18 protein-coding genes are annotated in these 26,393 nt (G+C 50.1%); 7 read left to right on the top strand and 11 right to left on the bottom strand.

Features of this window, described 5'->3' with window-relative positions; all coding sequences use genetic code 11:
• Positions 1 to 123 precede the first annotated feature (123 nt).
• Positions 124 to 2,649: a metallophosphoesterase gene (locus AS151_RS09965; protein WP_084639493.1), complete on the top strand. Its 2,526-nt coding sequence runs from the start codon at positions 124 to 126 to the stop codon at positions 2,647 to 2,649.
• Between the two features lie 93 nt (positions 2,650 to 2,742).
• Here AS151_RS09965 and AS151_RS09960 read toward each other — a convergent pair whose 3' ends face one another.
• The 4 genes from AS151_RS09960 to AS151_RS09945 form a co-directional block, all read right to left on the bottom strand.
• Complete coding sequence (locus AS151_RS09960; RefSeq protein WP_084639492.1) at positions 2,743 to 3,384, bottom strand: DUF2062 domain-containing protein; 642 nt, start codon at positions 3,382 to 3,384, stop codon at positions 2,743 to 2,745.
• Between the two features lie 170 nt (positions 3,385 to 3,554).
• Positions 3,555 to 5,660, bottom strand: a complete 2,106-nt coding sequence (locus AS151_RS09955) for a TIGR00300 family protein (protein ID WP_071516893.1) — start codon at positions 5,658 to 5,660, stop codon at positions 3,555 to 3,557.
• 249 nt (positions 5,661 to 5,909) lie between these two features.
• Positions 5,910 to 8,393 carry an ATP-dependent Clp protease ATP-binding subunit gene (locus AS151_RS09950; RefSeq protein ID WP_071516892.1) on the bottom strand — a complete coding sequence of 828 codons (2,484 nt, stop codon included), beginning with the start codon at positions 8,391 to 8,393 and terminating at the stop codon, positions 5,910 to 5,912.
• Positions 8,394 to 8,891: 498 nt separating this feature from the next.
• On the bottom strand, positions 8,892 to 9,701 hold the full coding sequence (locus AS151_RS09945) for a cistern family PEP-CTERM protein (protein WP_071516891.1): 810 nt from the start codon (positions 9,699 to 9,701) through the stop codon (positions 8,892 to 8,894).
• Positions 9,702 to 9,937: 236 nt separating this feature from the next.
• Between AS151_RS09945 and AS151_RS09940 the strand changes: the two genes are divergently transcribed.
• Positions 9,938 to 10,837, top strand: a complete 900-nt coding sequence (locus AS151_RS09940; protein WP_071516890.1) for an NAD(P)-dependent oxidoreductase — start codon at positions 9,938 to 9,940, stop codon at positions 10,835 to 10,837.
• 67 nt (positions 10,838 to 10,904) lie between these two features.
• Here the strand turns inward: AS151_RS09940 and AS151_RS09935 are convergent, their stop codons facing one another.
• The 4 genes from AS151_RS09935 to gatA form a co-directional block, all read right to left on the bottom strand.
• Positions 10,905 to 11,267, bottom strand: a complete 363-nt coding sequence (locus tag AS151_RS09935) for a hypothetical protein (RefSeq protein WP_071516917.1) — start codon at positions 11,265 to 11,267, stop codon at positions 10,905 to 10,907.
• 24 nt (positions 11,268 to 11,291) lie between these two features.
• A complete protein-coding gene (locus AS151_RS09930) occupies positions 11,292 to 13,952 on the bottom strand; it encodes a DNA polymerase III subunit alpha (protein WP_071516889.1) in 2,661 nt (886 codons plus the stop codon).
• Positions 13,953 to 13,985: 33 nt separating this feature from the next.
• Positions 13,986 to 14,849 (bottom strand): alpha/beta fold hydrolase, encoded by an 864-nt coding sequence (locus AS151_RS09925; RefSeq protein WP_071516888.1) that lies wholly within the window; start codon positions 14,847 to 14,849, stop codon positions 13,986 to 13,988.
• A 213-nt stretch (positions 14,850 to 15,062) separates the two neighbouring features.
• A complete protein-coding gene (gene gatA / locus AS151_RS09920; protein WP_071516887.1) occupies positions 15,063 to 16,550 on the bottom strand; it encodes an Asp-tRNA(Asn)/Glu-tRNA(Gln) amidotransferase subunit GatA in 1,488 nt (495 codons plus the stop codon).
• Between the two features lie 379 nt (positions 16,551 to 16,929).
• Here gatA and AS151_RS09915 point away from each other — a divergent pair, with 379 nt between their 5' ends.
• From AS151_RS09915 to AS151_RS09900, 4 genes are all read left to right on the top strand, one after another.
• Positions 16,930 to 17,631, top strand: coding sequence for a PEP-CTERM sorting domain-containing protein (locus AS151_RS09915; RefSeq protein ID WP_071516886.1), 702 nt, complete (start codon positions 16,930 to 16,932; stop codon positions 17,629 to 17,631).
• Positions 17,632 to 18,303: 672 nt separating this feature from the next.
• Positions 18,304 to 20,946, top strand: coding sequence for a DNA mismatch repair protein MutS (gene mutS, locus AS151_RS09910; protein ID WP_343327428.1), 2,643 nt, complete (start codon positions 18,304 to 18,306; stop codon positions 20,944 to 20,946).
• A 222-nt stretch (positions 20,947 to 21,168) separates the two neighbouring features.
• Positions 21,169 to 22,029: a DUF928 domain-containing protein gene (locus AS151_RS09905; protein ID WP_071516884.1), complete on the top strand. Its 861-nt coding sequence runs from the start codon at positions 21,169 to 21,171 to the stop codon at positions 22,027 to 22,029.
• Positions 22,013 to 22,570, top strand: coding sequence for an NUDIX hydrolase (locus tag AS151_RS09900; RefSeq protein ID WP_071516883.1), 558 nt, complete (start codon positions 22,013 to 22,015; stop codon positions 22,568 to 22,570). The genes AS151_RS09905 and AS151_RS09900 overlap by 17 nt, the downstream gene beginning before the upstream one ends.
• Positions 22,571 to 22,573: 3 nt before the next feature.
• On the opposite strand, the gene AS151_RS09895 is transcribed toward AS151_RS09900, so the two are convergent.
• Together AS151_RS09895 and AS151_RS09890 are read right to left on the bottom strand one after the other, a co-directional pair.
• Positions 22,574 to 23,068 carry a DUF427 domain-containing protein gene (locus AS151_RS09895; RefSeq protein ID WP_071516882.1) on the bottom strand — a complete coding sequence of 165 codons (495 nt, stop codon included), beginning with the start codon at positions 23,066 to 23,068 and terminating at the stop codon, positions 22,574 to 22,576.
• A 233-nt stretch (positions 23,069 to 23,301) separates the two neighbouring features.
• Positions 23,302 to 23,625 carry a DUF3155 domain-containing protein gene (locus tag AS151_RS09890; protein WP_071516916.1) on the bottom strand — a complete coding sequence of 108 codons (324 nt, stop codon included), beginning with the start codon at positions 23,623 to 23,625 and terminating at the stop codon, positions 23,302 to 23,304.
• A 655-nt stretch (positions 23,626 to 24,280) separates the two neighbouring features.
• Between AS151_RS09890 and AS151_RS09880 the strand changes: the two genes are divergently transcribed.
• Complete coding sequence (locus AS151_RS09880) at positions 24,281 to 25,651, top strand: HAMP domain-containing sensor histidine kinase (RefSeq protein WP_071516880.1); 1,371 nt, start codon at positions 24,281 to 24,283, stop codon at positions 25,649 to 25,651.
• 17 nt (positions 25,652 to 25,668) lie between these two features.
• Here AS151_RS09880 and AS151_RS09875 read toward each other — a convergent pair whose 3' ends face one another.
• On the bottom strand, positions 25,669 to 26,208 hold the full coding sequence (locus tag AS151_RS09875; RefSeq protein ID WP_071516879.1) for a cyclic nucleotide-binding domain-containing protein: 540 nt from the start codon (positions 26,206 to 26,208) through the stop codon (positions 25,669 to 25,671).
• Positions 26,209 to 26,393 lie beyond the last annotated feature (185 nt).

The raw sequence follows: 26,393 nt of genomic DNA, 5'->3' as shown, positions 1-26,393 counted from the left end.
CCCACATAGTTTTGATTTTTTGCAAGTGTATGTCACCAACAAAAAAAATTGTTGGTGCTAAGCAGACTTTTTTTTGACTTTTTCAGTTTACCGGCCCTATAGCATGCAAGGACCTAGATAGCCATGAGTAACCTTCTAGACATGGAAAAGCTGTCCCAATATCCGGAAGTAACGGATTATGGGATTCGCAACCTTTTTAGCCCCGAACAACTACAAGCCGCGATCGCAGATGGTGACGGCGAAGGCTTAACCTTTGACCTCAACCGCATCGCCGACCCCAACACGGGGTTAATCACCCTTCTAGATGGCTCTACAGTCGATCCCGAAAACATCTACGGAACCGTTTTTGTCGGTCCCTATCCCTTTGAAAGCGAAGAAACCGACCTCAACTACAAGCGTTTCCGGGAAAGGGACAGCATCGAAGCCGGTCAAGCCACCATCGAAACCACCAACCTCACCGAAGGCGACCACAACAGCGAAGGTTGGACCAACCAAGGCACCGTTGCCGTTCGCATGACCCTCTTTGAAGAAAAAGAAGGGCAAGACCGCACCCTGGGAGATAACGTCAGCACCTACGACACCTACACGGCTTTTCGGATTGAAGGCGATACCACCCGCAAGCTGACTTCCTCGATCGAACCGCCAGCGGTCAACATGATTCGCAGCGAAGACCCCACCAGTGCGGTCATTAGCTTCGAGACAGCCAACCCAGCTCCTGCCGCTGTAGAAGTAGAAGGCGTGGGTACCTTTACCTCCCCCGCTACCACCAATCACGAAATTCCCATCACCGGTCTGTCGCCAGATACCGAATACGAATACCAGGTCACCGTGGGAGCTGGTGAAGAAACAGTTACCATGCCCTCCAACGATTTCACCACTGCTCCCCTACCAGGGCAATTGCCCAGCGACGGCAACGTCAAGGCTGTCTTCATGAGCGATAGTCGAGAAGGGCGTCCGGAAGAAGGTTTGGAAGCCTTCATGGGAACCAACGCTGCCACCCTATCGCGCGGCGTATATGGCGGTTACACCAAAGGGGCCGACCTAATGATTTTTGGCGGTGACTTGGTAAACGGTTACACCGTATCGCCGGAAGATTTTGAAACCCAGCTAGAAGCCTGGAAACAAACCGTGGCCCCTTTCAATGCCGAACGTCCGGTTTACCCTGCTATGGGGAACCACGAATCCCTGTTGCGCAATTACGACGACGGTTCTTATTACGGCATTAGCGTCGATCGCTTTGATGAAAACGGCAGCTACGCCACCGAAAGTTCCGAAGCTGTCTTTGCTAAGGAATTTGTCAACCCCAGCAACGGACCGCAACCTTCCAACCCAGAGCGTCCTACCTACGACGAAAACGTTTACTCGTTCCAATACGGTCCCACCAAATATATTGCCTTCAACAACAACTACTGGGTTTCCTATGCTTCCGAAGAGGTAGGGGGCAACCCGGAAGGTTACATGTTCCAGGACCAACTCAACTGGATCGAGCAGGAACTGGAAGCGGCGCAAAACGATCCTTCTGTCAAATACGTCATTCTGTACGCTCAAGAACCAGTCTTCCCCAGCGGCGGTCACGTGGATGATGCCATGTGGTATACCGATAAGGATACGCCGGAGTTAGAAGGGGATAACAGCGTGCGCGCCCATATTTACAACGGTGAAGAGTTGGTTCCTGAAGAAAAGGGCATTCTGGAAGTACGCGACCAGTTTGCGCGCATGGTATCCGAACACGATAAGGTGGCGGCGGTGATGACTGGCGACGAACACGCTTACCATCGGGTTTTGATTAACGACCAAGTACCGGTGGGTGATGTAAGCCGCGATGATACCAACGGCAACCAAATTGTCGGCGATAATGGAGAAACGCTATCGCCTTTGAGCGATTTAGAAAATCCGGTGTGGTACATCACTGCCGGTTCTGCTGGTGCTCCCTACTACTCGGAAGAGGAAAGTCCCTGGCAGGAATACTGGAAGAATCAGGCAAATCCCGAGGAAGGTTTTAAATACAGTTCTCAGGAAAGCTACGTCATTTTAGACGCTAATGAAGAGAAAATTTCTATGGAACTGTACAGCACCAAGGGAGAACTTATCGATCGGATTGATAATTTGATGGCGGTGAAGCAGGAATCTGCCAGTCGCTTCAATATGGTCAATGGCGATGGGGGTGAAAATGTTCTTACCGGTACTGCCGGTAGCGATGCCTTGATTGGTGGTTCCATGACTGCCGGTAGCAGCGACGCTGGCGACGAACTATATGCCGATGGCGGCAACGATCGCATTTATGGCAACGGCGGCAACGACCGTTTGGAAGGCCAGCAAGGCAACGACAATCTCTATGGCGGTCAAGGCAACGATACTCTATTGGGGGGTGCTGGCAACGACGACCTGTCGGGAGATATGGGTGAAGATATTCTCACCGGCGGCGCTGGTGCCGATCGCTTTTTCTTGCACGAGATGGGAGGCAACGATACCATCACTGATTTTGAAGATGGTGCGGATACTTTCTTGCTCAAAGGCGACCTCTCCTACGACCAGCTAAACATTGCTGTAGCAGATGCTGGTGCGGAAATTCGCTATAATGGCCAGGTTTTGGCAACGGTCAACAATGTGGGGGTCGAAGCTTTGGACCAGAGCGATTTTGTGGTTTAGCGTACAACTCCATCCATAAGAATCAAAAAAAATAGAAAGCGGCCTGGATTTTTTCCAAGAGCCGCTTTTTTTGGAGATGGCAGAAAAATCTGTCTATAGCGAGTCGGCGTTTTGTGCTTCTGGTGTAGCTAGATAGCCGCGGGTTGAGGGGGTTTGGACGTTGCGGCGGCGGTTTTGACGGCGTTGGTGGTACAACCACGCGATCGCTGTGACGCCGATAAAATAACTTGCTACAGCACAAATCAACCCCATCACTGCGGAACCAACCATCATATTGCCCACAAATTCCGTACTTAGCTGTAGGAATTGCTCCATGGATTCCAAGCTTTCCGGTTGGAAGGAGATCTGGGAGTTGAGCAGCCATTTGCCCAAATAAAAATTCCAGAAAAACAAAGGCGCGTAGGTTAAAGGATTGCTAATCCAAGTACCGGCAGCCGCCATCAGCTTGTGACCTTTCAGCGGAACCGCAATAGCAATGCCAATGAGGGTTTGGAAACCGAACAAGGGAAACAACCCAGCAAATACGCCTGCTGCCAATCCCCTGGCTAAATATTCCGGAGTGCCGCGCAACCGTAAAAAGCGCAGCCAAATGTAACGCAGCCTTCGCATCCAGCGCTTGCGAAAGCCTACCGGTGGTTTGGGGGATTGGGTCGCTTCCTCTGGTGAAGAAATGCGATTCCCCTTGCTAGAGGTTTGGCCGGGTCGCAAACCTCCAATGAAAGACCGAACAGGCATGGTTGTGGTTATGTTCCTTAACGACTTTGCCGTTGCTGCGAAATTTATGGAGAAATGTTTCTCTAAGTATAGGATAGTGAAAAATGCCCGCCCTTGTCACGGAACTGGTGTCTGGATGGAAAATTTGTGTTTGCTGGGGGGACTTACCTGGTTCGGTCTTCCCGACTAGGCTAGGGGGAGGCGGGATAGGGACTGGTGAGCTGGTCTAGCTGTTTGGTGAGCAAGCTTAGGAACAATCCCACGTCGGTTACTACGCCGATGGATTCCACCGAACCGCGATCGCTGAGTTTGGTTACCACGGAGGGGTTGATGTCCACGCATACGATCCGCACCCCGGAGGGGGTCATATTGCCCACGCCGATGGCATGTAACATGGTGGAAAGCATCAACACCATATCGGCTCCTTCTAACAAACGAGCGTAATCTTGTTGTGCCTTAACTAAATCCATTTCCGTATCTGGTAGCGGACCATCGTCGCGAATGGAGCCAGCTAAGGAATAGGGAATCCCGGCTTGAACGCATTCGTATAAGATTCCCCGAGTTAGCACGCCCTGTGCCACAGCTGGAGCAATGCCCCCGCAGCGGCGGATTTCGTTGATGGCACGTAGGTGGTGGCGGTGACCGCCGTGTACGGCAACGCCCTGACTCATGTCAATACCGAGGGAAGTGCCCATTAACGCTTGTTCGATATCGTGAACCGCGATCGCGTTGCCACCCAACAAAACTTGGACGTAGCCTTCTCGAATCAACCGGGCTAAATGGTCGCTGCCACCAGTATGAATGACTACCGGTCCAGCGGTAACCACGACTTTGCCGCCGCGATCGCGAATTTGTCGCATTTCCCAGGCTACCTGTTCCACTACCAGTTCCACCCGGCGTTCGCTGGAAACCCCCGCTGACATAAAACTAAATTCTTGACTGCCAGCGCGATCGCGGTCTGCTTTACGTAGGGTGCGAATACCGCCCACACCGGTTACGACATAGTCGCCTAACTGCAAATCCCGAATTAACTTACATTGTACCACAGGACCGTCAGCGGTGAAATTCACAGCGATCGCAGCATCCATGCGCTGTTTGGTCACTCGATGCCAAGTACCATTAATTCGCACTTCAGTGGGATAAATAGTGGTCACGTAAAAATCTTCCGGCGCTACCCCAGCTTTGGTAACCGGTTCCAGGGGAGCATCTTGTTCTTGTTGGGGAGAATCTTGTGCTCCCAGATCGATTAGCTGGGAAACAATTTCTTCCAAAAGTTTCCACGAGGGTGCCGATACTTTAATTTCTGCTGTAGACATACTTTGCCTTTGTTCGCCCAAGCTGAAATTGAGAACTTGGAAGCTACCCCCTTCTTCCACCACAATATCCAGGGCGCGGTTGATGAGACCGGAGTCTAGCAAATGCCCTTCCAAACGCACAATGCGACTTTCCACTGGCGCGTTGGCGTGAATTTCCACATCTACCGGTTCGGTGACGCGCAGGGTGAGACATTTGGCTGCCCCACCAGCTTTTAAAAACTCCGTCAGGGGCGTTTCCACCACTTCAAATCCTACCTCTGCCAGTTGTTGGCGCAAGCGATCGCTTGCCCTATTCATCACTACCGTGTTGTTAATATTGACTGCATTGCAGGCAAAATTCACCGCATCGGCTTCTGCCACCACAATGCGTTTTTCCGGAGGAACGCGCCGTTCGATGAGCTGGTTGGAATAAAAATCAAAAGCAGCAGGATAGTATAGCAAATAGCCATCGCTCAGGGGACACAAACAGGTATCCAGATGGTAAAAGCGATCGTCAATTAGGCGCAGCGACAGTACCTCAATATCCAACCATTTCGCCAAATAGGGATGGGCATCCAATTCCGTACGGAAGCCGTATCCCGCCCACAACCAGCGACCCGCGCGATCGAGCAGCGCATCGCCAGCGCCTTCAAAGGGCAAATCCGGCGGTAGCGTGCGCACGGTGAACCCTTGCTTTTCAAACCATTCCCGGAAATACGGCTCTTCTCCCTGCCGTTCGGGGTACAAAAAGCGGCTGAGAACCACCACATTGCCCAAAATCAACCCAGCATTGGCGGTAAACACCAAATCCGGCCATCCCTGTACCGGTTGCATGAGGTCCACTTGGGTGCGTTCTTTGATAATTTCATATAGTTTTTGCCACTGCGCGCGCGCATTGTCTTTAGAAGATTTATGAATATTGCCCTCCATCCAAGGATTGATAACGTAATCCACATCGTAGAAATCGGGAGGACACATGAGAAAGCGAATCGGTGCATTCATAAAGTAACCCTTTTTGGCTAACAAACAATGGTCAAACCATGGAATGGCAATGGCGAATCAGAAGGTCAATGGTATGCTTGCTTGTCACCTAATTTTGTATAAAATATAGCAATTTCCCAAGCGATCGCTTGGCATCCATAAAAAACCTGGGAAGCGGAAAACCAGGCAATTCTACCCAATTTTCCAACATCCCAGGTAACTTACCTGCAGATTTTTTTTCCCAGTTCCGGCAGAACTTAGCGTTGGCGGTTAGTTGCTAGCGCCAGCAAAAGCAGGCAGATGTTGGGCGTTGGCTTTGTCAGCCACCCGGATATTGCCTTCGCTATCCACATCCACCACAGCCGTGGTGCCAGCTTCCAGTTGGCTGGAGAGGATGGCTTCTGCCAAATTATCCTCTAGCAACTGCATGATGGTACGACGTAGCGGACGAGCGCCGTAAGTAGGATCGTAACCTTTTTCCACCAGATGGTCCTTGAGGGCATCGGTAACTTCCAGGTGAATTTCCTGTTCTTCGTACAGGCGTTGGGAAATTTCCTGCAACAGGATATCGGCAATATGCTTGATTTCGTCTTTGTTCAACTGGCGGAAAACAATCACATCGTCGATGCGGTTGAGGAATTCGGGGCGGAAGTAGCCCTTCATTTCGTCGTTGACCCGACCTTTGATGCGATCGTAGGCTGCGGCACCTTCGTCTTCCACCAGTTCAAAGCCCATACCGCCGCCACCTTTTTCGATGGCTTTGGAACCGATGTTGGAGGTCATAATCAGCAGGGTATTCTTGAAGGAAACCGTGCGACCTTTGGCATCGGTAAGGCGACCATCTTCTAAAATTTGCAGCAACATATTGAACACATCGGGGTGTGCCTTTTCAATCTCATCCATCAGGATGACGGTGTAGGGATTGCTGCGTACGGCTTCGGTAAGCTGACCGCCTTCTTCATAGCCTACAAATCCCGGAGGCGAACCAATGAGCTTGGATACGGTGTGGCGTTCCATGAACTCGGACATATCCAAGCGGACCATGGATTCTTCGCTGCCGAACATTTGGTCGGCGAGGGCTTTGGTGAGCTCGGTTTTGCCCACACCGGTGGGTCCGGAGAAGATGAAGCTGGCAATGGGACGGTTGGGGTTTTTCAGTCCCACGCGTGCGCGGCGCAACGACCGAGATACGGCTTTAACGGCTTCTTCCTGACCGATGAGACGCTCGTGCAGGGTGTCTTCCAGGTGCAGCAAGCGATCGGATTCGGATTCGGTAAGCTTCATCACCGGGATGCCGGTCCAACTGGCGACGATTTGGGCGATGTCTTCTTCTTGCACCACAGGATTGTTTTGTGGGGTTTCCCCTTCTTCTTGGCGCGCCTGTTCTAGCTGCTGGTTGATTTCAATTTCTTGTTCGCGCAGCTGTTTGGCCGTTTCAAAGTCCTGTTCGGCGACGGCGGATTCTTTTTTCTGGACGATGTCGGCGAGTTGTTTTTTCAATTCGCGGACTTGGGGAGAGGAGGTGGCGTTGGAAAGGCGGACCCGCGAACCGGCTTCGTCTACCAGGTCGATGGCTTTGTCGGGTAGGTAGCGATCGCTGATATAGCGGTCGGAGAGCTTGGTCGCTGCTACCAAAGCCTCGTCGGAGATGGTGAGCTTGTGATGCTCTTCGTAGGTGCTGCGCAATCCAATCAGGATTTCAATGGTATCCTCGATGCTGGGTTCGCCCACCATGATGGGTTGGAAACGACGTTCCAGGGCGGCGTCGCGTTCGATGTGCTTGCGATATTCATCCAGGGTGGTAGCGCCAATGCATTGCAGTTCGCCCCGTGCCAAGGCAGGTTTGAGCAAGTTGGCGGCATCCATGGCACCTTCAATGGCACCGGCACCGATGATGGTGTGGATTTCGTCGATGACCAGGATGATGTTGCCGGCGTTTTTGACTTCTTCGATAATGTTTTTCAGGCGTTCTTCAAATTCGCCGCGATAGCGGGTGCCGGAAACCAACGACCCCATGTCCAGATTGTAGACCTGCTTGCCTTCCAGCAGTTCGGGAATGTCTTTGTTGGCGATGCGTTGGGCGAGACCCTCCGCGATCGCGGTTTTGCCGACGCCGGGTTCCCCGACCAAGACGGGGTTGTTTTTGGTACGGCGGCACAGAATTTGCACCATGCGTTCGATTTCGCTATCCCGACCTACCACCGGATCGAGATTGCCCTCGGCGGCGCTGGCGGTCAAATTGGTGCCAAATTCGTCCAAAGTAGCGGTTTTGGCGTTATTATTGTTGTTACCGCGACCGCCGGCAGGAACGGCGATTTCTTCGTCTCCCAGGCGATCCATGAGCCGCTTGCGGGCATCTTCCATGTTGATGCCCAGTTTGTTGAGAACTTTGGCGGCTACGGAGTCTTCATCCTGGCACAGGCTGAGGAAAATATGTTCGGAACCGATGTAGTTGTGCCCGAGTTTGGAGCTTTCTTCTAGGGCGCGTTCTAGGATTCTCTTGACCAGAGGGGTAAAGGGAATTTCCGCTGGTACGAAGCCGGAACCGCGACCGGTGGTTTGTTCCACTTCCCGGCGAGCGTCGGATAGGTTGGCACCCATGTCTTGCAGCACCTGCGAAGACAGGCTGCTATTTTCACCGATTAACCCCAGCAACAGGTGTTCGGTGCCCACAAAATTTTGTTTTAGGTTCCTGGCTTCTTCCTGAGCCAGCATAATTACTTTTATAGCTTTATCGGAAAAACGTTCAAACATGATGTAGCCTCAGTGCTTCTAGTTTTAACGACGACCTTTTTGTAAATTTTTCTTTACAACCTCTTTTACAATGTATCGCTCTTGCCCGGTATCTGGAGTGAGGAAATCCGTAATTTTAACGGGGCAGTTGCCACATGGCGGGAATTTTAGCGTTTGTGGAAACTTTTTGGGCTGGCGATCGCGTTGGACAGGCAAACCCAGCTTACCCCCCTAGAATTGGCTTGAACATTGTTTGCACCAAATCATACCAAACTCTAGCGGAAGGACTGGTGAATGTACTACCAACCTAGGATAATAACTCCAGATTTGCAAGGGAAAGGGCAGGAAAAAGACTATTTCCATGGAAGATTTTCATGCCCCACCAGCGATCGCTGGTCGAAATCAATTCCCAAAATTGCTAAAAAAATATAAAAAAAACAACCAGACAGCTTGAGATTGTCTGGTTATGGTACAGGAAGAAAACCACGGCAAAAAAAAACGCTACTGTGGAAATTGTATCTAAGCTTTCGGAATCGAACGACGATTTTGGCGGCGATACCAAAGGCTAAAGCTACCAGCCACAACCAGCAAACCCAGACCCACTGAGGGTTCCGGTATTTCCTGCTGGTTGTAATATAAAATACCACTAGAGGCTGATTTTTCCGTCGTTTCTCCCGCTAGTTGGTAACTTCCTTGTTCGCTTTGGAATTTCATCCCAAAATCTTGCAAATAGGTGGAAGGATTGTCGCCAAAATCGCCAGCTAAGGAAACCTGAAAGGAATCGCTATTGCTTCCCGATTGTAAACCTTTCTTAATATTGCCCCCGTTGCAGTTTTTGGTAGCAGAAATACAAGCATCAAAATCTTTAAAGCCACCAGGGAAATTTTTAGCAGCGGTGACATTTTGAAAGGTTTCTCCTTTAGAACCCATGGATGGGGAAGCGTCTTGACCTTGAACGCCCCAGCCCATGGATACAATAGCAGCCTGAAAAGATGGGGCTGTAGTATTGGTTACATCCACGGTTAAATCGAGTTGGTCGCTGCGAAAATCGTTAACCGTAAACTTGCCTGTTGCCTGCAACTCCTCGTCGATATCTACATTGTCATTTTCTGGAGATAGCGACCAGTCAACGGTAAAAGAGTTACCGATATCTGAGGAGGTAATGCCTACAGCAGGAGTTTGTTCGTATTGAGATGGATTGCCAACTGGGTTTTGATATTCTTTGTACCCCAATTCAAAGGCTGCTGCCGGCGAAACGGCAGAACTGGCTAAAATAGCTACTCCTGAAAGCAAACAGGGAGTCAGGAAGGTAGAAAAACATTGGTTCATGGTACCATCCACCTCGAAATCTTTCCTGCCTCTAGTTCCATATTACGCAGAGAGGTTCACCCATGCACTTTGGTGCCCCGATGGTTTACTGAATCTTTAAAAATAATACATTTTGGGTTTTGATGATGTTGCCACTTTTGAACATAACCGATTTTGGCGGTTCGGATCTGGCGCGATCGCGTTCCCATTCCCCTTGATACAATAGACCCGTTCGTAGCGAACCAAAAGTAGGAAATATGAGGAAAATAGGAATCATTGGCACTGGCTTAATGGGAACCCCTATGGCCATGCAACTTTTACAATCGGGGTATTCCCTGGTAGCTTACAATCGAACCCCCGCCAAATTAGAATCTCTAAAAAATGCCGGTGCCGAAGGAACTGACTCGCCAGCTACTTTGCTATCTCAGTGCGAATGTGTGGTTCTGATGGTTAGCGATGCTGCCGCCATTCGAGAAGTTTTGCTAGCCGATGCCTGCCATCCCCATTTATCCGGAAAAACAATAATTCAAATGAGTACCATTGGTCCGGAAGAGAGCAAGCAAATCTGCCAGGAAGTTAAAAACCACGGCGGCGATTATTTGGAAGCACCGGTTTTGGGAAGCGTTCCCCAAGCCAAATCCGGTGAGTTGCAGGTTATGGTTGGTGCCAGCAGCGAACAATATCAGAAATGGCAGCATCTCCTTTCCGCTTTTGGCAAACCCATGCATATCGGTGAAGTGGGCACCGCTGCTGCCATGAAATTAGGACTCAACCAATTAATTGCTTCCCTAACCAGTGCTTTTGCCCTAAGTTTGGGCTTTGTTAAAGAGCAAAATGTGGCCGTAGAAAAATTTATGGCTATTTTGCGCGAAAGTGCTTTGTACGCACCTACGTTTGATAAAAAATTGCCTCGTCTGGTTGATGGCAACTATGACAACCCCAATTTTCCTACTAAACATTTGCTGAAAGACACCAATCTCTTTTTAAAAGAAGCCGAAAGGACCCAGATAAACGCCCAGGCATTGGAGGGAGTACGCGCTATTTTAGAAAAAGCCCAACAACAGGGATGGTCGGATAGCGATTATTCCGCTATTTTTGCTGCTATTTATTCCTCAAATCCATCTTCATACCCTGATTTTTCTAGTAGGGGAGATTAGGGGTGCTACAGGAAACACCCCTACACAAATACGCGATCGCTTCTTGTATTTTTTCTAAAAAATGGTGTTAATTGGCTTGTAACAGCGTTACTAAGAATACCAGCAGAAATATTGCTAGCAACGCCACCAAGCCTTGATTGCGTCGCAGCCATCCCCGAATTCCCTGACTGCGGCGGTAGGCATCTGGGGTGGTTTCTACGGTGGTTTGCGCGCGATCGCGGTATAGGGTACACTCTTTGGCATAGGGGCGCTGGGGAAACGTACAGCTATCGTCTTCGTGGTAGATACAGGTAGAACACAAATACTCCGTATCTTGGGCGCGATACAGGGGAATCCCCGGATGCCCAAAGGCTTTTAATTTTTCTTTACAATAGGGACATTCTACCGCTTGGGGATCGACGCGTTGCTGGCATTTCGGACAGGTAGACACGATCGCTTCTCCAATGGTAACCAACTAGCTGACAGTATAACCGACAGCCGCAGGCAAATCTTGGACCGTAGGTAGCTTTTTCAAATCCAACCCTTTCTCCCAAATCTCATCAATGGGAAACATTTGCCCATCTTCAGTCATGAATTGATGGTCTTTGGTAGCGCGAATGACAGAACCATCTGCCAACTCGTAAGCAAAAATTTCTTGGTAGCCGCGATCGTGCCATTGCGCGATCGCTTGCGTATACACAAACCCATTTTCATCCACACTGTAAACCCGACAATGAATTTGTTCGTCTACAATTTTGCCAATGGGTAGCGGACCGTACTCCACCGTCAGCACTTCCGTATTGTAGCTCAAACAATATTCAGCAAATTTTACCATTTGCTCGAACAATCCCTCCGCCGTTTCTTGGGGAACCCCATTTTTGGTAGCACCATCGATGAAAATTTCCCGGTGTTTCTCCATTTCCGCCAATTTCTTCTTACCCATCGCCCGACGCAGCAAGTCAGCTTGCCCTAAAGAATATCCCGCCAAATCCTGGGCCATGCGCATAATTTGCTCTTGGAAACACAAGGTGCCGTAAGTTTCCTCCAAAATCGGTTCCAGCAGAGGATGCTGGTATTCCACCTTTTCCTTACCGTGTTTGCGGTTAATAAACTTAGGAATCAGACCAGCATCCAAAGGACCGGGGCGATACAATGCCAAAATCGAGGAAATATCTTCAATGCTAGAGGGTTTCAAATCCTTGACCACCTGGCGCATCCCCGAAGATTCCAGCTGGAATACCCCTTCCAACTGCCCTTTCTCCAGCATTTGATAGGTTTTGCGAATAGGTTCGGGGATTTTATTAACTTCCCCTTTGGCTAAAATTTTCTGGGCTTTTCTTTCTTCCAAAGGAACGAATTCTGGGTCAATTTCAATACCGTGGTTGGCTTTAATTAGCTCTGCAGTTCGGTTGATAATGGTGAGATTTTTCAATCCCAAAAAGTCCATTTTTAACAGACCCAGCGATTCCAAATCCTCCATAAAATATTGGGTAATAATTGCTCCGTCGTTGTTCTTTTGTAGGGGAACAATTTCGTCGAGAGGTTCGGAAGAAATCACCACGCCAGCTGCATGAACGCCGAAGGTTTTGTTGGTTCCTTCAATGCGAATGGCCATGTCTACCCACTGACGTACTTCTGGGTCTTCGTCGTAGGCCTTTTTAAACTCCGGTTCCGGGGTTTCGTCGGAAATCATAACTTTTAATTTTTCTGGTTTGCCCCGGGAAACAGGAATTAATTTGGCCATTTTATCGGCGCGACTGTAGGGAATGCCCAATACCCGCGCCACGTCTTTTAATACCGCTTTGGAGGTCATGCGGTTGAAGGTAATAATTTGCGCGACTTTATCTTCCCCGTATTTTTCGCTTACGTAGTCGATAACTTCATCGCGTCTTTCAATGCAAAAGTCGGTATCGATATCGGGCATGGAGTTGCGTTCTGGATTGAGAAAACGCTCGAAAATTAATCCGTGGTGTACCGGATCGATGTTGGTAATTTCCATGGCATAGGCAATCAAAGAACCGGCGGCGCTGCCCCGACCCGGACCTACGGGAATATTGTTGTTTCTAGCAAATTGAATGTAATCCCAAACAACCAAGAAGTACGTGGGAAATCCCATGCGCTGAATCATTTTCAGCTCGTATTCCATGCGTTCTTTGTAAGCGGGTTTGATTTCCGAACGGGATTTGGCGTTTAATCTTTTTAATAGTCCTTTCCAGGCGATTTCTTCTAAATAGGTTTCTGGGGTATGGTCCGAGGGAATGGGATAGTGGGGCAGGCGAGATTCGCCCATTAATTTTAAATGTTCGACTTTATCGGCAACTTTGACAGTATTGGCGATCGCTTGTTCGATAATTTCCTCGGGGAGATGGTCGCGGAATAGTTTTCTCATTTCTTCAGCGGATTTGAGATATTCCGTACCGCTGTAGCGCATTCGTTTTTCTTCAGTAATTAATTTTCCAGTTTGAATGCAAAGCAGGGCATCGTGGGCTTCCACATCGTTGCAAGAAATAAAATGGGAATCGTTAGTAGCAATGATTTCAATACCGAATTCCTGGGCAATTTTGCAAATTTCTACGTTCACCACGCGGTCTTCGGGGGAACCGTGGTCTTGAATTTCTAAATAGTAATCTTCGCCAAACCGTTCTTGATACCACTGGGCGATATTTCTAGCAACATCGGGTCGTCCTTGGAGAATGGCCTGGGGAATTTCGCCGCCCAAACAACCGCTGGTGACGATCAACCCTTCCCGATATTTTTCGATGTATTCTTTGTTGATACAGGGGCGGGCAAAAATTCCCGAACCTTGAAATCCTTGTAGGTGGGAAATGCTGGTTAGTTTAACTAAGTTTCTATATCCTTGAGTATTTTTGGCGAGGACCACTTGGTGGTATTTTCGTGGGCGTTTTTTGGTGTTGAGGGGTTCGTTAATGACGTACATTTCGTTGCCGATGATGGGTTTGATGCCCTTATTGCGGCAAAGTTTGATCAGTTCGATCGCGCCATACATAACGCCGTGGTCGGTGAGTGCGATCGCTGGCATCCCCAGTTCCACAGCTCGATCGACCAGTTGGGGTAGCTGAGAAGCCCCGTCTAGCAAACTGTAATCGCTGTGAATGTGCAAGCCAACAAAAGACATAAAAATCCCTAGAATATATGTTCTGAAAAATGGTTATTTTAAAAACTGGCGAATTTTATTTTCGTAGGTACTGCCGCCGACTTCAGGAACGTTGATGTGGTCGGCTTGGGCAATTTTGAGGATCTGTTTGGGTTGGGGAGTGGCATCGTAGAGGGTTTGACTCATGTGGGCGGGAATCACATCGTCTTGTTCCCCATGAATGTAGAGAATGGGAACTTTGAGTTGAGAAACTTTGCTGAGGGAATCGAAGTGTTGGGTAAGCATCCAGTCTACGGGGAACAATTGGTAGAAAAAACCTTGATAGTTGATGGTATCGCGGATAGAGGTAAAAGTTCCTTCTACAATGATGCCTTTCATTTGGGGGTGGCGAATGGCCAGTTCGATCGCGATCGCGCCTCCAAGAGAATGACCGTAAATGGCAATTTTTTGCGGGGGAATGTTTTTTTCTTGGAGCAAATATTTCCACGCCGCTTCCGCATCTTCGTAGACAGTTGTTTCCGAGGGAAAATCCCCCGGCGATCGCCCATAGCCGCGGTAGTCAATGGCAAACACAGCAAATCCCATTTGGTGAAAGCGACGGAGAACATCCACGCGATCGCCAATATTCCCGCCATTGCCGTGTAAATATAAAATCGTCGGGGCGGGATTTTGCGAGTTGGGAATCCACCAACCGTATATTTGTTGGGAATCGACCGTGGAATTGGCCTTGACAGGGGTTGCCACTGGTAACCACACCTGTTTGTACTCCATGTTGGCTTTGGCTGGTGTCGTAGCGATCGCCCGTTTGGGATAAAAAATCAACCGCCGCTGCTGTACCCACAAATACATACCAGTGGATACGTAGGCAACCACCACCAAAAGCAGCAAAACCAAAACTTGCGTTAAAGAGATAGCCATAAGGCGTAGCCGATAAGAGGAGCAAAAAAATGGAAGCTGGCTGCATCCGCTTGCCAAAAAGCGACGCTTCGGGAACCTGCTGCTATGGTCCCCTCACGCAGCCATTTCCCAGGAACCATTGCTTCAGCACAGCTCAGCAGAAGCGAGCCGAACCAAGATAGGTGATTGTAGCAACAACGTATCGTTCTTCTGACACCTATTGAATAGGGTAGCTCAGGATACAGCAGAGGGCGAGCCACTTTTGACGATTTGCGGTGCTTCCAAATGCCACGGCGTAGTTTGTTCGTAGGCGTGGGCAACCGACAGCAGCATTTTCTCCTGGAGAACGTTGCCAATCAACTGCATGCCAATGGGCAATCCCTGTTGGTCAAAACCACAAGGCATACTCAGAGAAGGCAATCCCGCCAAATTCACCGGAATGGTCATCAAATCCGATAGATACATTTGCAAGGGATCGTCGGTTTTCTCGCCAGTTTTGAAGGCCGTGGTTGGGGCAGTGGGGGTAACCAAAATATCCGCTTGGGCAAAGGCGCGCTCGAAGTCTTGTTTGATGAGGGTGCGCACTTTTTGAGCTTTCAGGTAATAGGCATCGTAATATCCCGCCGACAGGGCATAGGTACCAATGCTAATCCGGCGTTTCACCTCCGCACCAAACCCACGGGCGCGGCTTTTGGTATACATGGCCATTAAATTATCCGCTTCTTCAATCCGGGAACCGTAGCGAACCCCATCGTAGCGTGCCAAATTAGCGGAAGCCTCCGAAGGAGCAATAATATAGTATGCCGGCAAACCGTAGCGGAATCGCGGGCAAGAAACGACCTGAATTTCTGCTCCCAGCTCTTGCATTTTCTCCACGGCTTTTTTTACCGCTTCTTCCACTTCTGGGTCCAATCCCTGCCCGAAAGTTTCTTGAATGACACCGATGCGAATGGTACTACGGGGTCTAAGGTTGGGCTGCAAGTAATCGGCATAGTTGGGAATTTCTGTTTTTAAACTCGTCGCATCCATGCGATCGTGACCCGCGATCGCTTGTAGTAAAATTGCCGCATCTTCTACAGTACGCCCAAACGGTCCGATTTGGTCCAAAGAAGAGGCAAACGCCACCAAACCGTAGCGGGAAACCAAGCCATAGGTCGGTTTCAATCCCACCACACCACAGAAAGAAGCGGGCAGCCGAATCGATCCCCCCGTATCCGACCCCAAAGCCACCGTACACTCTTGCGCCGCCACCGCAGCTGCCGAACCACCGGAAGACCCACCGGGAACCCGTTCGGTATCCCAAGGATTGGCGGTTTTCTGATAGGCAGAGGTTTCCGTAGAGCTACCCATGGCAAATTCATCCAGATTGGTTTTGCCTATGGTGATGGCACCGGCTTGTTCCAATCGCTGTACCACTGTGGCATCGTAGGGGGGAATGTAGTTTTCCAGAATTCGAGACGCACAAGTGGTGGGAATTCCCCGAGTACACATGTTATCTTTGAGTGCCACTGGAATCCCCTCTAGCAAGCCAATGGACTCGCCGCCTGCAATTTTGGCATCCACCGCCTGGGCCTGTTGTAAAGCGCGCTCTTTGGTTACCTGCAAAAAACTGTGCAGTTGGGGTTCCAGTGCCTCGATCCGCTGTAATGTTTGCTGGGTGAGTTCCACAGCGGAAATCTCTTTTCTCACCAGTTGCCGATGCAGATTGCGAATGGATGCCATAAACTACCTTCCTTGCTTCAGCTGTCAGATATGAAAGATTTTTCTTCGTTGATTACGCAACAGAGCTACTAAACAATTATCAAGTATGTATTCCCAAGGGGCAATTCCTTTCCCTTCGCGACGATTAGGGCATTCTACCCCGGCAACTACCATACCACCGCAAAAACACTAGCGTACCATTTCCTGTTTCTCAGGCAAGAGGATTTTCCCTTCCCAAGAGCTACTTGCTTCACGCGTACTTTATAAAAAACCTGGCCTAGGTAAACTTTCTATCAAGATACAAATTGCCCCCGATATCTGTCCTGCGGCTTTGGGAATCGTGAGAAGGGAACTATATGGCACCCAATGTACGCAAATTAACGATTCTTTGGAGATGTATATGACGCTATCTATTCAGAAAGTATTTGCCGGCGCTGCGATCGCTGCTAGTTTTGTTATTGTAGGAGCAACGGAAGCTACCGCCGTCAGCATTAAATCCACTATTACGGCGGATAACTTCTACGGAATTTTCCACGGAAACGAAGACGGCAGTACTTTGAACTTCGTCGGTCGCAACGAAACGGGAGACAGCGGCAACCCCGGACAATATAACTGGTCGCAAGCAGAAACCTGGAATTTCAATATCGATGCTGATGACTATCTCTATGTCGTCACTTGGGATGATGGCAGGGTCGCGGAATCTTGGCTGAGCGAATTTGAAATTGGCGGCCAAACTGTATTGACGGGAGACGAGGATTGGGAATTCATTAAGGGTGGCAACAATCCTTATCTGGAGAACCAGAACATCAATGCTATGCCCAGCAACAGCGAACTAGAATCTTTCATCAGCAATGGGGGTTGGGCAGATACTATTAGTATTGGTACCAACGGCATGAGTCCTTGGGGAACCATTAGTGGCATTTCTGGCGACGCTGAATGGTTGCAAACTGCATCTCACACAGAAGGCAAATACACCATTTTCCGAACCAAATCTGCCGCCACTGATATTGCTGGCGTTCCCGAACCTACTTCTTTATTAGGCTTATTGGCTGTTGGTGTGCTGGGTGGAACTTCTCTGCTGAAACGCAAACAAGACGCATAGATTGTCTCTATTGCTGCAATTTCAAATAGGGTGGGAGAACTCACCCTATTTTTTGACGAGCAAAGACAAGCTCGTTGCTGGAATTTTAAGCATTCCTGCCATTTGATTGAGTTTTCCCCCAGGGAAAAACCTCCGGCTTGGTCTTGGAGAAACGAACGAAAAAAACGAAAAAAGTGAAATTTTTTCCCACGATTGCCCCAAATATGGTATTTTATTAGTAGACGCTTTTAGATAATGGGAATATACGCAATTTTCAAGTCAAAGACACTATTTCCATTATTTATATTGTACGTCAAAACTTTCCCAAAATCAATCCCCAATTGCCAAAAAAAATTTCACAGCTCCTCCGTCGTACCGCAAAGACCCGAAAAAAATCCCCCACCTTACCACCTGCAGTCTCCTTCGGTCTGGTGGGTTTCTATATAAAATCTAATTTGTACATATGGGATTTGGTATCAGATTGTTTTCCTTAGGTTCGCGATCGCGCTATTATCGTAAAGATGCCCCCAGCCACAGTTGCCCCGGCAGTGCGAACAAGGAGGTTACTTCATGACCATCTCCCCCAGTGCATCGAACAGTGCATCGAACGCGCCAGAAGCGAGAAACCAAAAACATCAAGCTGCCATTAAAAACGCCGATTACCAACAGCTCGATCGCAACAAGCTGACCCCGATGATGCGGCACTACACCGAGGTCAAGGACCAATATCCCCATACCTTGCTGCTGTATCGGGTGGGGGATTTTTTTGAATGTTTCTTTCAAGATGCCATTGTGGTGGCGCGGGAGTTGGAACTGGTCCTCACCAGTAAGGAAGGCGGCAAAGAAATTGGTCGGGTACCTATGACGGGGGTGCCCCACCATGCCGTGGAACGCTACAGCAGTACCTTGTTGGAAAAAGGATTTTGCGTGGCGATTTGCGACCAAACCGAAGATGCCAAAGATGCGGAAGCAGAAAAACGCATGGTGGACCGGCAAATTACGCGGGTGCTGACGCCGGGAACCCTGATTGAGTCGGGGATGCTGGATGCGCGCAGCAATAATTTTTTGGCGGCGGCGGTGGTGGCTGGCGAACACTGGGGGCTGGCTTATGCGGATATTTCCACGGGTGAGTTTCTGACGACCCAAGACCGGGGCATCGAACTGCTGGCACAGGAGTTGCTGCGGCTGTCACCGGCGGAAGTTTTGGTGCCCACTAATGCCCCCGATCCGGGGAAATTGCTGCGACCGGGGGAAACGTCGGAACACCTGCCGGAAGGGTTGCCAGCGAGTTTTTGCTATTCTTTGCGATCGCCGAAATCGTTTTATAAAGCTGCAGCCTACGAAGCCCTCATCGAGCGGTTCAATCTGAAATCTTTGGAAGGACTGGGTTGCGAACAATTGCCCCTAGCCATACGGGCGGCGGGTGGTTTGTTGAAATATTTAGAAGATACCTTCGAGCAACAAGGGCGTGAAAGCCAACAAAAAAGCCAAGAAAAAGAAAATACTACGCCTCCCAAAGTACCATTGCAGGTATTGCGCACTTATACTCTCACCGATTATTTGATTTTAGACCATCAGACTCGACGCAATTTAGAAATTTTGCAAACTGTGCGCGATGGTTCCTTACACGGGTCGTTGCTGTGGGCGCTGGATAAAACCCGTACCCCTATGGGCGGACGTGCCCTACGCCGCTGGTTGCTGCAACCGCTGTTGGAGGTGAAAGGCATTGAAGCCCGCCAAGATACCATTGCGGAACTGTTGGACGATAGTAACTTGCGCGAGGAACTGCAAGATTTGCTACGGGAAGTTTATGATTTGGAACGGCTCACCGGCCGCGCGGGAGCAGGGACGGCGAATGCCCGAGATTTGTATGCTTTGTCAGCTTCTTTGACCAAAGTGGTGCAGCTGGCGACGGTATGCCAGCGGGGCCAGTCTCCTTACTTGCAGGTGCTGCACGCGGTGCCGGTGGAGTTGGAACAGTTGGGAGAAACCATTCGCCAGCATTTGGTGGACAATCCGCCCATTCACGTGAAGGAAGGGGGGTTGATTCGCGATGGGGTGAATGCTGATTTGGATGACTATCGTACCCAAGTGGAAGCCGATCGCCAATGGATTGCCAATTTAGAAGCCAGCGAACGGGAACGTACGGGGATTGCCAATCTCAGAGTGGGGTTTAATAAGACCTTTGGCTATTATATTAGTTTGCCCCGTTCCAAGGCAGAGCAGGCACCGGAGGATTATATTCGCAAGCAAACCCTGACCAATGAGGAACGCTACATTACGCCGGATTTGAAGGAACGCGAGGCGCGGATTTTGACGGCGCAGGACGACTTGAATCGCTTGGAGTACGAGATTTTTACCCAATTGCGCTCTACGGTGGGCGATCGCGGCGATAAAATTCGTCAGGTGGCTAAGGCGGTGGCGGCTTTGGATGTGCTGTGCGGGTTGGCGGAAATTGCTGGAGAACGGAAATACTGTCGCCCGCAAATGCTGTCAGGTCGGGAAATTACCATTTTGGCAGGACGGCATCCGGTGGTGGAACGGTCTATACCGGATGGGTTCTTTGTGCCTAATTCCGTACGTTTGGGTACGAAAGCCAGTGGTGAGGCGGAAACAACGGATAACCCGCGCCCGGATTTGATTGTACTTACTGGTCCGAATGCCAGCGGCAAAAGCTGTTATTTGCGTCAGGTTGGGTTGATTCAGTTGATGGCGCAAACGGGAAGTTTTGTCCCGGCAGATAAGGCAGTTTTGGGGATTTGCGATCGCATTTTTACCAGGGTCGGAGCAGTGGATGACTTGGCAACGGGGCAATCCACGTTTATGGTGGAGATGAATGAGACGGCGAATATTCTCAACCATGCTACGGACAATTCTTTGGTGCTGTTGGATGAGATTGGTCGCGGTACGGCTACTTTTGACGGTTTGTCCATTGCTTGGGCGGTGGCGGAACATTTGGCGATGGAAATTCAGGCGCGTACGATTTTTGCTACCCACTACCACGAACTCAACGAACTGGCTTCTATTTTGCCCAATGTGGCTAACTATCAGGTGACGGTGAAGGAATTGCGCGATCGCATTGTTTTCTTGCATCAAGTGCAGCCTGGCGGGGCCGACCGTTCCTACGGCATTGAAGCGGGTCGTTTGGCGGGATTGCCGGCACCGGTGATCTCCCGCGCGCGTCAGGTGATGGGGCAAATTGAAAAACACAGCAAGCTAGCTGTGGGATTGCGTAAGGGAGGCGAAATGAACCGCCAGCAATCTCCGAAAACGGCCAAACAATCCCCTGAGGAGGAGGTGAGCCAGCAACAGCTCGATATTGATATCTTTTCGTAGCAAGCAGGATTTGGTGGCATTTTGTTGCGTTTTATGAAGATGGGGAACTTTTGGAGTCGATTCCCATTCTTTGCTGAATTGGATCCGGTATAAATGAAATTTTATTTCAACGGATAGGGAACCACCGCGATCGCGCGGTACAGTTTGGAAATAATAAGACATTCCACAACAGGGTTCCATTGGGAATGGGTTCTGTAAAGAACAAGGGGAAATCCGGTGGTTATGACAACGAGAAACAGGTTTGGTCGTCAAAACGCCCATCCATACCAGCATCTACGTCGTTTTGGTTTGGCTGCGCTATTGGTTTTCAGCTTTTGGGGGATGCCAGCTGCAGCTTTGGAATTTACCCCCCCTTCACAAGCACCTTCTGGCAGGCTACAACAACCCAATCCGCGCTCGTTTGAACCGCAAAATGAGGGCAAACCGGGGCGTTTGGAAGGAGCTGGCACCCGCGGGGGATGCCCCACCGCTGGGCAGTTTACGCTGTTGCTACCCCCAGATTATTTTGGATTAACATTGCAAGCATCTCCGAGTTTTTATATGTACGTTCCCACCCGCTGCCAAGTACCGGTGGAATTTGCTCTGCTTGACGAACAGCAACAGGAAATTCTCTACCGCACCACCATCGAAACCACAGGGGTACCAGGGGTCGTGCGCGTGGATTTGAGCGATGCCCAGGCACCGGCGTTGGCACCGGGAAAAACCTACTATTGGGAAGCCTCGTTGATTCTTTCTGGGGATATTAGCGATCGCTCCCAGGATGTCTACGATTTTGGTTGGATTCGCCGGGTGAAACCGACCGATGCGTTCCAACAACAACTGGAAACGACCTCGGGGATGGATCGGGTAACGCTGTATGCGGAAACCGGTTTGTGGTACGATGCGCTGGATTTGCTAGCCAAATTGCGCTTGCAATCGGAAAGCAATGGCGGCCGTACCTACGGGGAAATGACCTCCAATAAGTACGCCCAGCAGTGGCAAGAGTTGCTGCGTTCGGTAAACTTGGATCGGGTGGCTAAATCGCCGCTGACGTTTTCGCTGCCATCACAGGAGGAAACAGACGATCTTGAGTTCCATCGATAAATGGGAAGTCCTGCGATCGCATTTGGTCCTCGACAATCCTTGGTGCCGCATCCGCCAAGATGAGGTCAAACTCCCCAACGGTCAGGTGATTCCCGATTTCTTTGTCCGCGTAAAGCCGGATATTGCCCTGACGATTCCGGTAACCACAGACGGAAATGTGGTGTTCGTACGCCAGTACCGCCATGGCGTGGGCAAAATTTTGCTGGAATTGCCGGCTGGTCGCTTTCAAAGGGAGCAAGAATCCGCTCAAAGCGCTGCCTGTCGGGAATTGCAAGAGGAAACGGGGTATTTGGCGAGCCACTGGCAACAGCTAGCAGTTCTCCATGACAATCCGGTGAACGATACCAACAGTATATACGTATTTTTGGCCAGGGGTGCCTATGTAGGTAGCGATCGCGCCTTGGATAGTACTGAAGACATCGAAATTGTGACAGTACCCACTTCGCAAGTACGCGATCGCTTGTTGGCTGGGGATATCGATGTAGCCGGCAGTGTAGCGGCTTTGGGTCTGGCTAGCTGTGCTGGGGTACTTTCTTTTTAACCCCTACCATCCCCAGGTTCCCGGACCGCCTTTGAAGGGGCCAACGATATCGCTGGTAATCCAACCGCCGTAAAAGTCGCCTGCTTGGGGTTGTACGCGCTCGTCATCTACATAGCAGGCATCCATTTTACTGGGGTAAACAGCAATGCAATCGCGGATGGCTGCATGGTTTTCATTTGCTTGGGGATACTGCCAAGCCGCGTTGGTTGCTTCTCGATCGCCCACTTTTATGGTATAGTATTTAGCCCTCCCTTTCCATTCACAAAAGCTTGTGCGAGAGGTGGGAAAGAGATATTCCGTTTTCACGTCTTCTAAAGGAATGTAGTAAGTCGGTGGATGGCTGGTTTCTAAAACCCGTTGCGCTCGCTGGGTGTCGGCGATGGTTGTTCCATGAAAAATTACGCGAACGTGTTTGCTGGTCGGTTCTACCCGCGGCGGACGGGGATAGTCCCAGACCGATTCTTGACCGGGTCCTGGCTGGATGCGTTCTGATTGCATAAAGTAACTCTCCTGTAGCCTCAGGCATGCTTGCTAGGTGTCCCTAACCACGACCGCTGGATTTGGCGATCGCCAACAACTGCGACCAACGGCTACTCACATTGTAGCTACCGCCGAGCTTGCATGGGAGCACTTGCTCGCCAAATACCCATTTGCCGATGATAGGACCTTATAGCAGACCAACCTTTTCCGATTTGGGTCCAATGTTATCCGTTTGGTTGTCTCAGGTGTGGCTAGCGACCTGAAATCGCTACGGAATTGGATGGCTCTACCTTTTCTTCTAGCATGGCCCGTAAGCTGGGAAAGAGAAAATGATTTTCTTCTACGTACTGAGCGCCGAACAATCCTTTTTCCGCCCAAAAATAGCGATCGGTGGTATGTTCGTTTCGTTTGACCAATAACAGCGCCGGTGGCACGATTCCTTCCGATTGAATAAATTTCCTGGCTGCGGTTACTGGCTTCTCTTCACCACTTTCGATGCTATATTGAGGTACGTGCTCTAGAATTTTCCGTCCTTCCAAACGACGGCGGCTTTTCCGCTTGCGTCTTCTAGCCAAGCTCAACCCCTCCTTTTTTTTTGCCGATCGTTGTATTGTTTGATACAAAAACCGATAAAATTATATCCGCTACTGCCGAAAAATTCAAGGATTATTAAAGCTTCGATACAAAATGAAAAAATCCCAACAATTCGCAAAGTGGGAAAAACAGATCGGGAAAGCTCGCCGCAGCGATCGCTGCCAAAAAGGGCGCACAGCAGGACTTTTGAGTTCTTCTTTTCCCAGCAACAAAAGCGAGCCAACGAATTTTTCTGGAATTTTCTCTTTTGGTTGTCTGGTGGCTCTCCAGGTAAAAATTTGCCCGCCAGCAACTCAAAAAAACCATTTTCGGGACAACAACTTCCTTAGCAAGAAAGTTAAGAACTCATAGCCCGCGATCGCTGCGGCTGTTGCCGATCGAGAGAAAGCTTCGGGGTAGAATGGAAAAAGACACCCCTTACCCGTTCGCCGTAGGCGCGAAAGATCGATTGCTGGTCCTGGTGGATTCGTCGGGATAGTAGCAGTTGCCCACATGCCATTGGCTGGATTTGCTTGCAGTTCCCCTGCCACAACAGTCAGTTGGTCCCCACCATCGGCGCTAGCGTCTGACTTGTGCTCAATTCAATTCAGTGCGCCTAACCTATCGTCGCTTGCCAGAAAAAAATATATAGATACCATGCTCACCTCTGCCACTTCTGAAGAATTTGTCACCCTCTGTCGAGAACAAACCGCTCTGCTGAGCCAATCCCTGGGGGCTTCTTTAAGTATGGTTTACCTCACCCCAGACAAACCTTCTGTATCGGAATTAGAAGCCCACTCCCAGCTCAACTTAGTGCCTGTGGTGGTCTATCCAGAAACGGAAGCCGAACGGGAAAAACAAGCCTTCACCATTTTTCTCGAAGACTTGCAGCAACAACCAGCAGCCCCCAAACTGCTCGGGAGTGGTTCTCAAGACCGAAGCGAGACCTTGCCGGTGGGCATTTCCGAAGCGAATTTGCCCCAAAACTGGCAGCAGCAGCACCGCAGCATCTCTCCGTTAATCCACGAAGGGGTAGTCATGGGATTTCTGGTAACCATGCGCTCCGATCGCCCTTGGAACCAAGAAGAAAAGGGACAAATTTCTCGCATAAGCCATACGCTAGCGCTTGCAAGAATTGTGGACCGGCGATCGCAGTGGTGGCAGCATCAAGCCAGCGAACAGCAACAGCAGCAACGGGAATGGTCCCAACGTCTCGACGATCTCCTGCACCAACTGCGCAATCCCCTCACCGCCCTGCAAACCTTTGGCAAGCTTTTACTAAAACGCCTTCCCCAGGAAGACAAAAACCGCAATTTAGCCAGCAATATTTTGCGAGAAAGCGATCGCATGCAAGAACTGCTGCAAATCCTCAAACAAACTGCCAAAACCGAACCAGTGGAAATTGCCGTCGAACCCACCCCAGCACCCCATCCCAAGGCCTTGCAAGCTGCCACCGACCAAACCGGGGCATCCCAACCTGCTTCCCTTTCCCATGCCCAGTTACCCCCCTCCTCCCAACTACCGTCACATCCCCATTCCATCTATGAAATTTTAGACCCTGTTCTCGCTTCCGCCCAAGCCATGGCCGAAGCCAAAGATTTGCAGCTACAACAAAAGGTCTCCAATCGCTTGCCCCTCATTCAAGTCGATGCCACCGCCCTGCGGGAAGTACTGACCAACCTGCTGGATAACGCCGTCAAATACACTCCCGCCGGCGGTCGAGTCAAAGTAGAAGCCGGTCACCGCCCCCCCCCAGGCAACCAAGCCCTGCAACCCATTGAAATCAGCGATACCGGTCCGGGCATTCCGGAAGCAGACCTGGAGCGGATTTTCGAGCGTCACTACCGCGGCGTTCAAGCACAAACCGACATTCCCGGTACCGGATTGGGGCTAGCCATTGCCAAAGAATTGGTAGAACGCATGAACGGCAAAATTCAAGCTTTTAGTCCGGCCTTAGACCGCGATTGGCAAAGCCATCCCCAAAATCCCGGTACGACGTTTTTGCTGTGGCTGCCAGAAGCCAGTTAGCTGGAAGGAACAACCACCTATCCTTCCCGCAACCGCCGCAACAGCCAATCGAAACGCGCGCTAGCAATATCCATATTGTGGGAAAGGATGGGGTCGCGAATTTGATAGCTACCGTTGGTGGCGATTTGCAGATTTTCTCCGTATCCCAGCAAGGAAACCGTTCCCCGCAAGCGCTGCGAGAGCAAAACGGCAATTGCCCGGTGGAAGCGATAGGCAAATCCCACATCCCGGTCCAACTTATCGCTGAGCTGGCGGCGCGGCAGGGATAAAACCAATCCCTTCGTAACTGCTTTCACCGTAGCGGAAGGCGGACTGGAATCGATAAAAGACATTTCTCCCACCACTTCACCGCTGGAGAGTCTGGCAATTTCTTTGCCTCCCAAAACCGAAACCGAAACCGAGAGAACGCCATCGAGCAAAATATACAAAGCATCGATGGGTTTGCCTTCTTGAATTAAGACAGTACCGGCAGTTAGTTCCTCGCGATGCCCCGTGGTAATCATCCAGTCGATATCGTCGTCGTTCAGTTCTCCCAGTATAAATAGAACTTTTTTCATGCCTAACTATATTGTTTTCCTAACGAAGCTAGTTTGTTCCTATTCTATGGTAGGAGTTCGTTGCAACAGAACCTAACCTATAGGAAAACGCGCCAGCTCGAAAATCAAGGCTCCCACATTTTATGAAATATGGGAGCAAGCCAGTAGGAACCTAATTTGGGAATTTCCAGGGGAAGCGGTCTCCC

The organism is Geitlerinema sp. PCC 9228 (genome assembly GCF_001870905.1).
Classification (GTDB): domain Bacteria; phylum Cyanobacteriota; class Cyanobacteriia; order Cyanobacteriales; family PCC-9228; genus PCC-9228.
The sequence above is the reverse complement of the archived record's forward strand: the minus strand, read 5'-3'. Positions and strand labels throughout refer to the sequence as shown.

Coding starts and splice junctions, on each gene's coding strand:
- AS151_RS09875 (WP_071516879.1), bottom strand. CDS start 26,208: ATGAAAAAAGTTCTATTTATACTGGGAGAACTGAACGACGACGATATC.
- AS151_RS09905 (WP_071516884.1), top strand. CDS start 21,169: ATGACAACGAGAAACAGGTTTGGTCGTCAAAACGCCCATCCATACCAG.
- AS151_RS09925 (WP_071516888.1), bottom strand. CDS start 14,849: ATGGCTATCTCTTTAACGCAAGTTTTGGTTTTGCTGCTTTTGGTGGTG.
- gatA (WP_071516887.1), bottom strand. CDS start 16,550: ATGGCATCCATTCGCAATCTGCATCGGCAACTGGTGAGAAAAGAGATT.
- AS151_RS09880 (WP_071516880.1), top strand. CDS start 24,281: ATGCTCACCTCTGCCACTTCTGAAGAATTTGTCACCCTCTGTCGAGAA.
- AS151_RS09955 (WP_071516893.1), bottom strand. CDS start 5,660: ATGAATGCACCGATTCGCTTTCTCATGTGTCCTCCCGATTTCTACGAT.
- AS151_RS09960 (WP_084639492.1), bottom strand. CDS start 3,384: ATGCCTGTTCGGTCTTTCATTGGAGGTTTGCGACCCGGCCAAACCTCT.
- AS151_RS09965 (WP_084639493.1), top strand. CDS start 124: ATGAGTAACCTTCTAGACATGGAAAAGCTGTCCCAATATCCGGAAGTA.
- AS151_RS09945 (WP_071516891.1), bottom strand. CDS start 9,701: ATGAACCAATGTTTTTCTACCTTCCTGACTCCCTGTTTGCTTTCAGGA.
- AS151_RS09930 (WP_071516889.1), bottom strand. CDS start 13,952: ATGTCTTTTGTTGGCTTGCACATTCACAGCGATTACAGTTTGCTAGAC.
- AS151_RS09940 (WP_071516890.1), top strand. CDS start 9,938: ATGAGGAAAATAGGAATCATTGGCACTGGCTTAATGGGAACCCCTATG.
- AS151_RS09915 (WP_071516886.1), top strand. CDS start 16,930: ATGACGCTATCTATTCAGAAAGTATTTGCCGGCGCTGCGATCGCTGCT.
- AS151_RS09895 (WP_071516882.1), bottom strand. CDS start 23,068: ATGCAATCAGAACGCATCCAGCCAGGACCCGGTCAAGAATCGGTCTGG.
- mutS (WP_343327428.1), top strand. CDS start 18,304: ATGATGCGGCACTACACCGAGGTCAAGGACCAATATCCCCATACCTTG.
- AS151_RS09950 (WP_071516892.1), bottom strand. CDS start 8,393: ATGTTTGAACGTTTTTCCGATAAAGCTATAAAAGTAATTATGCTGGCT.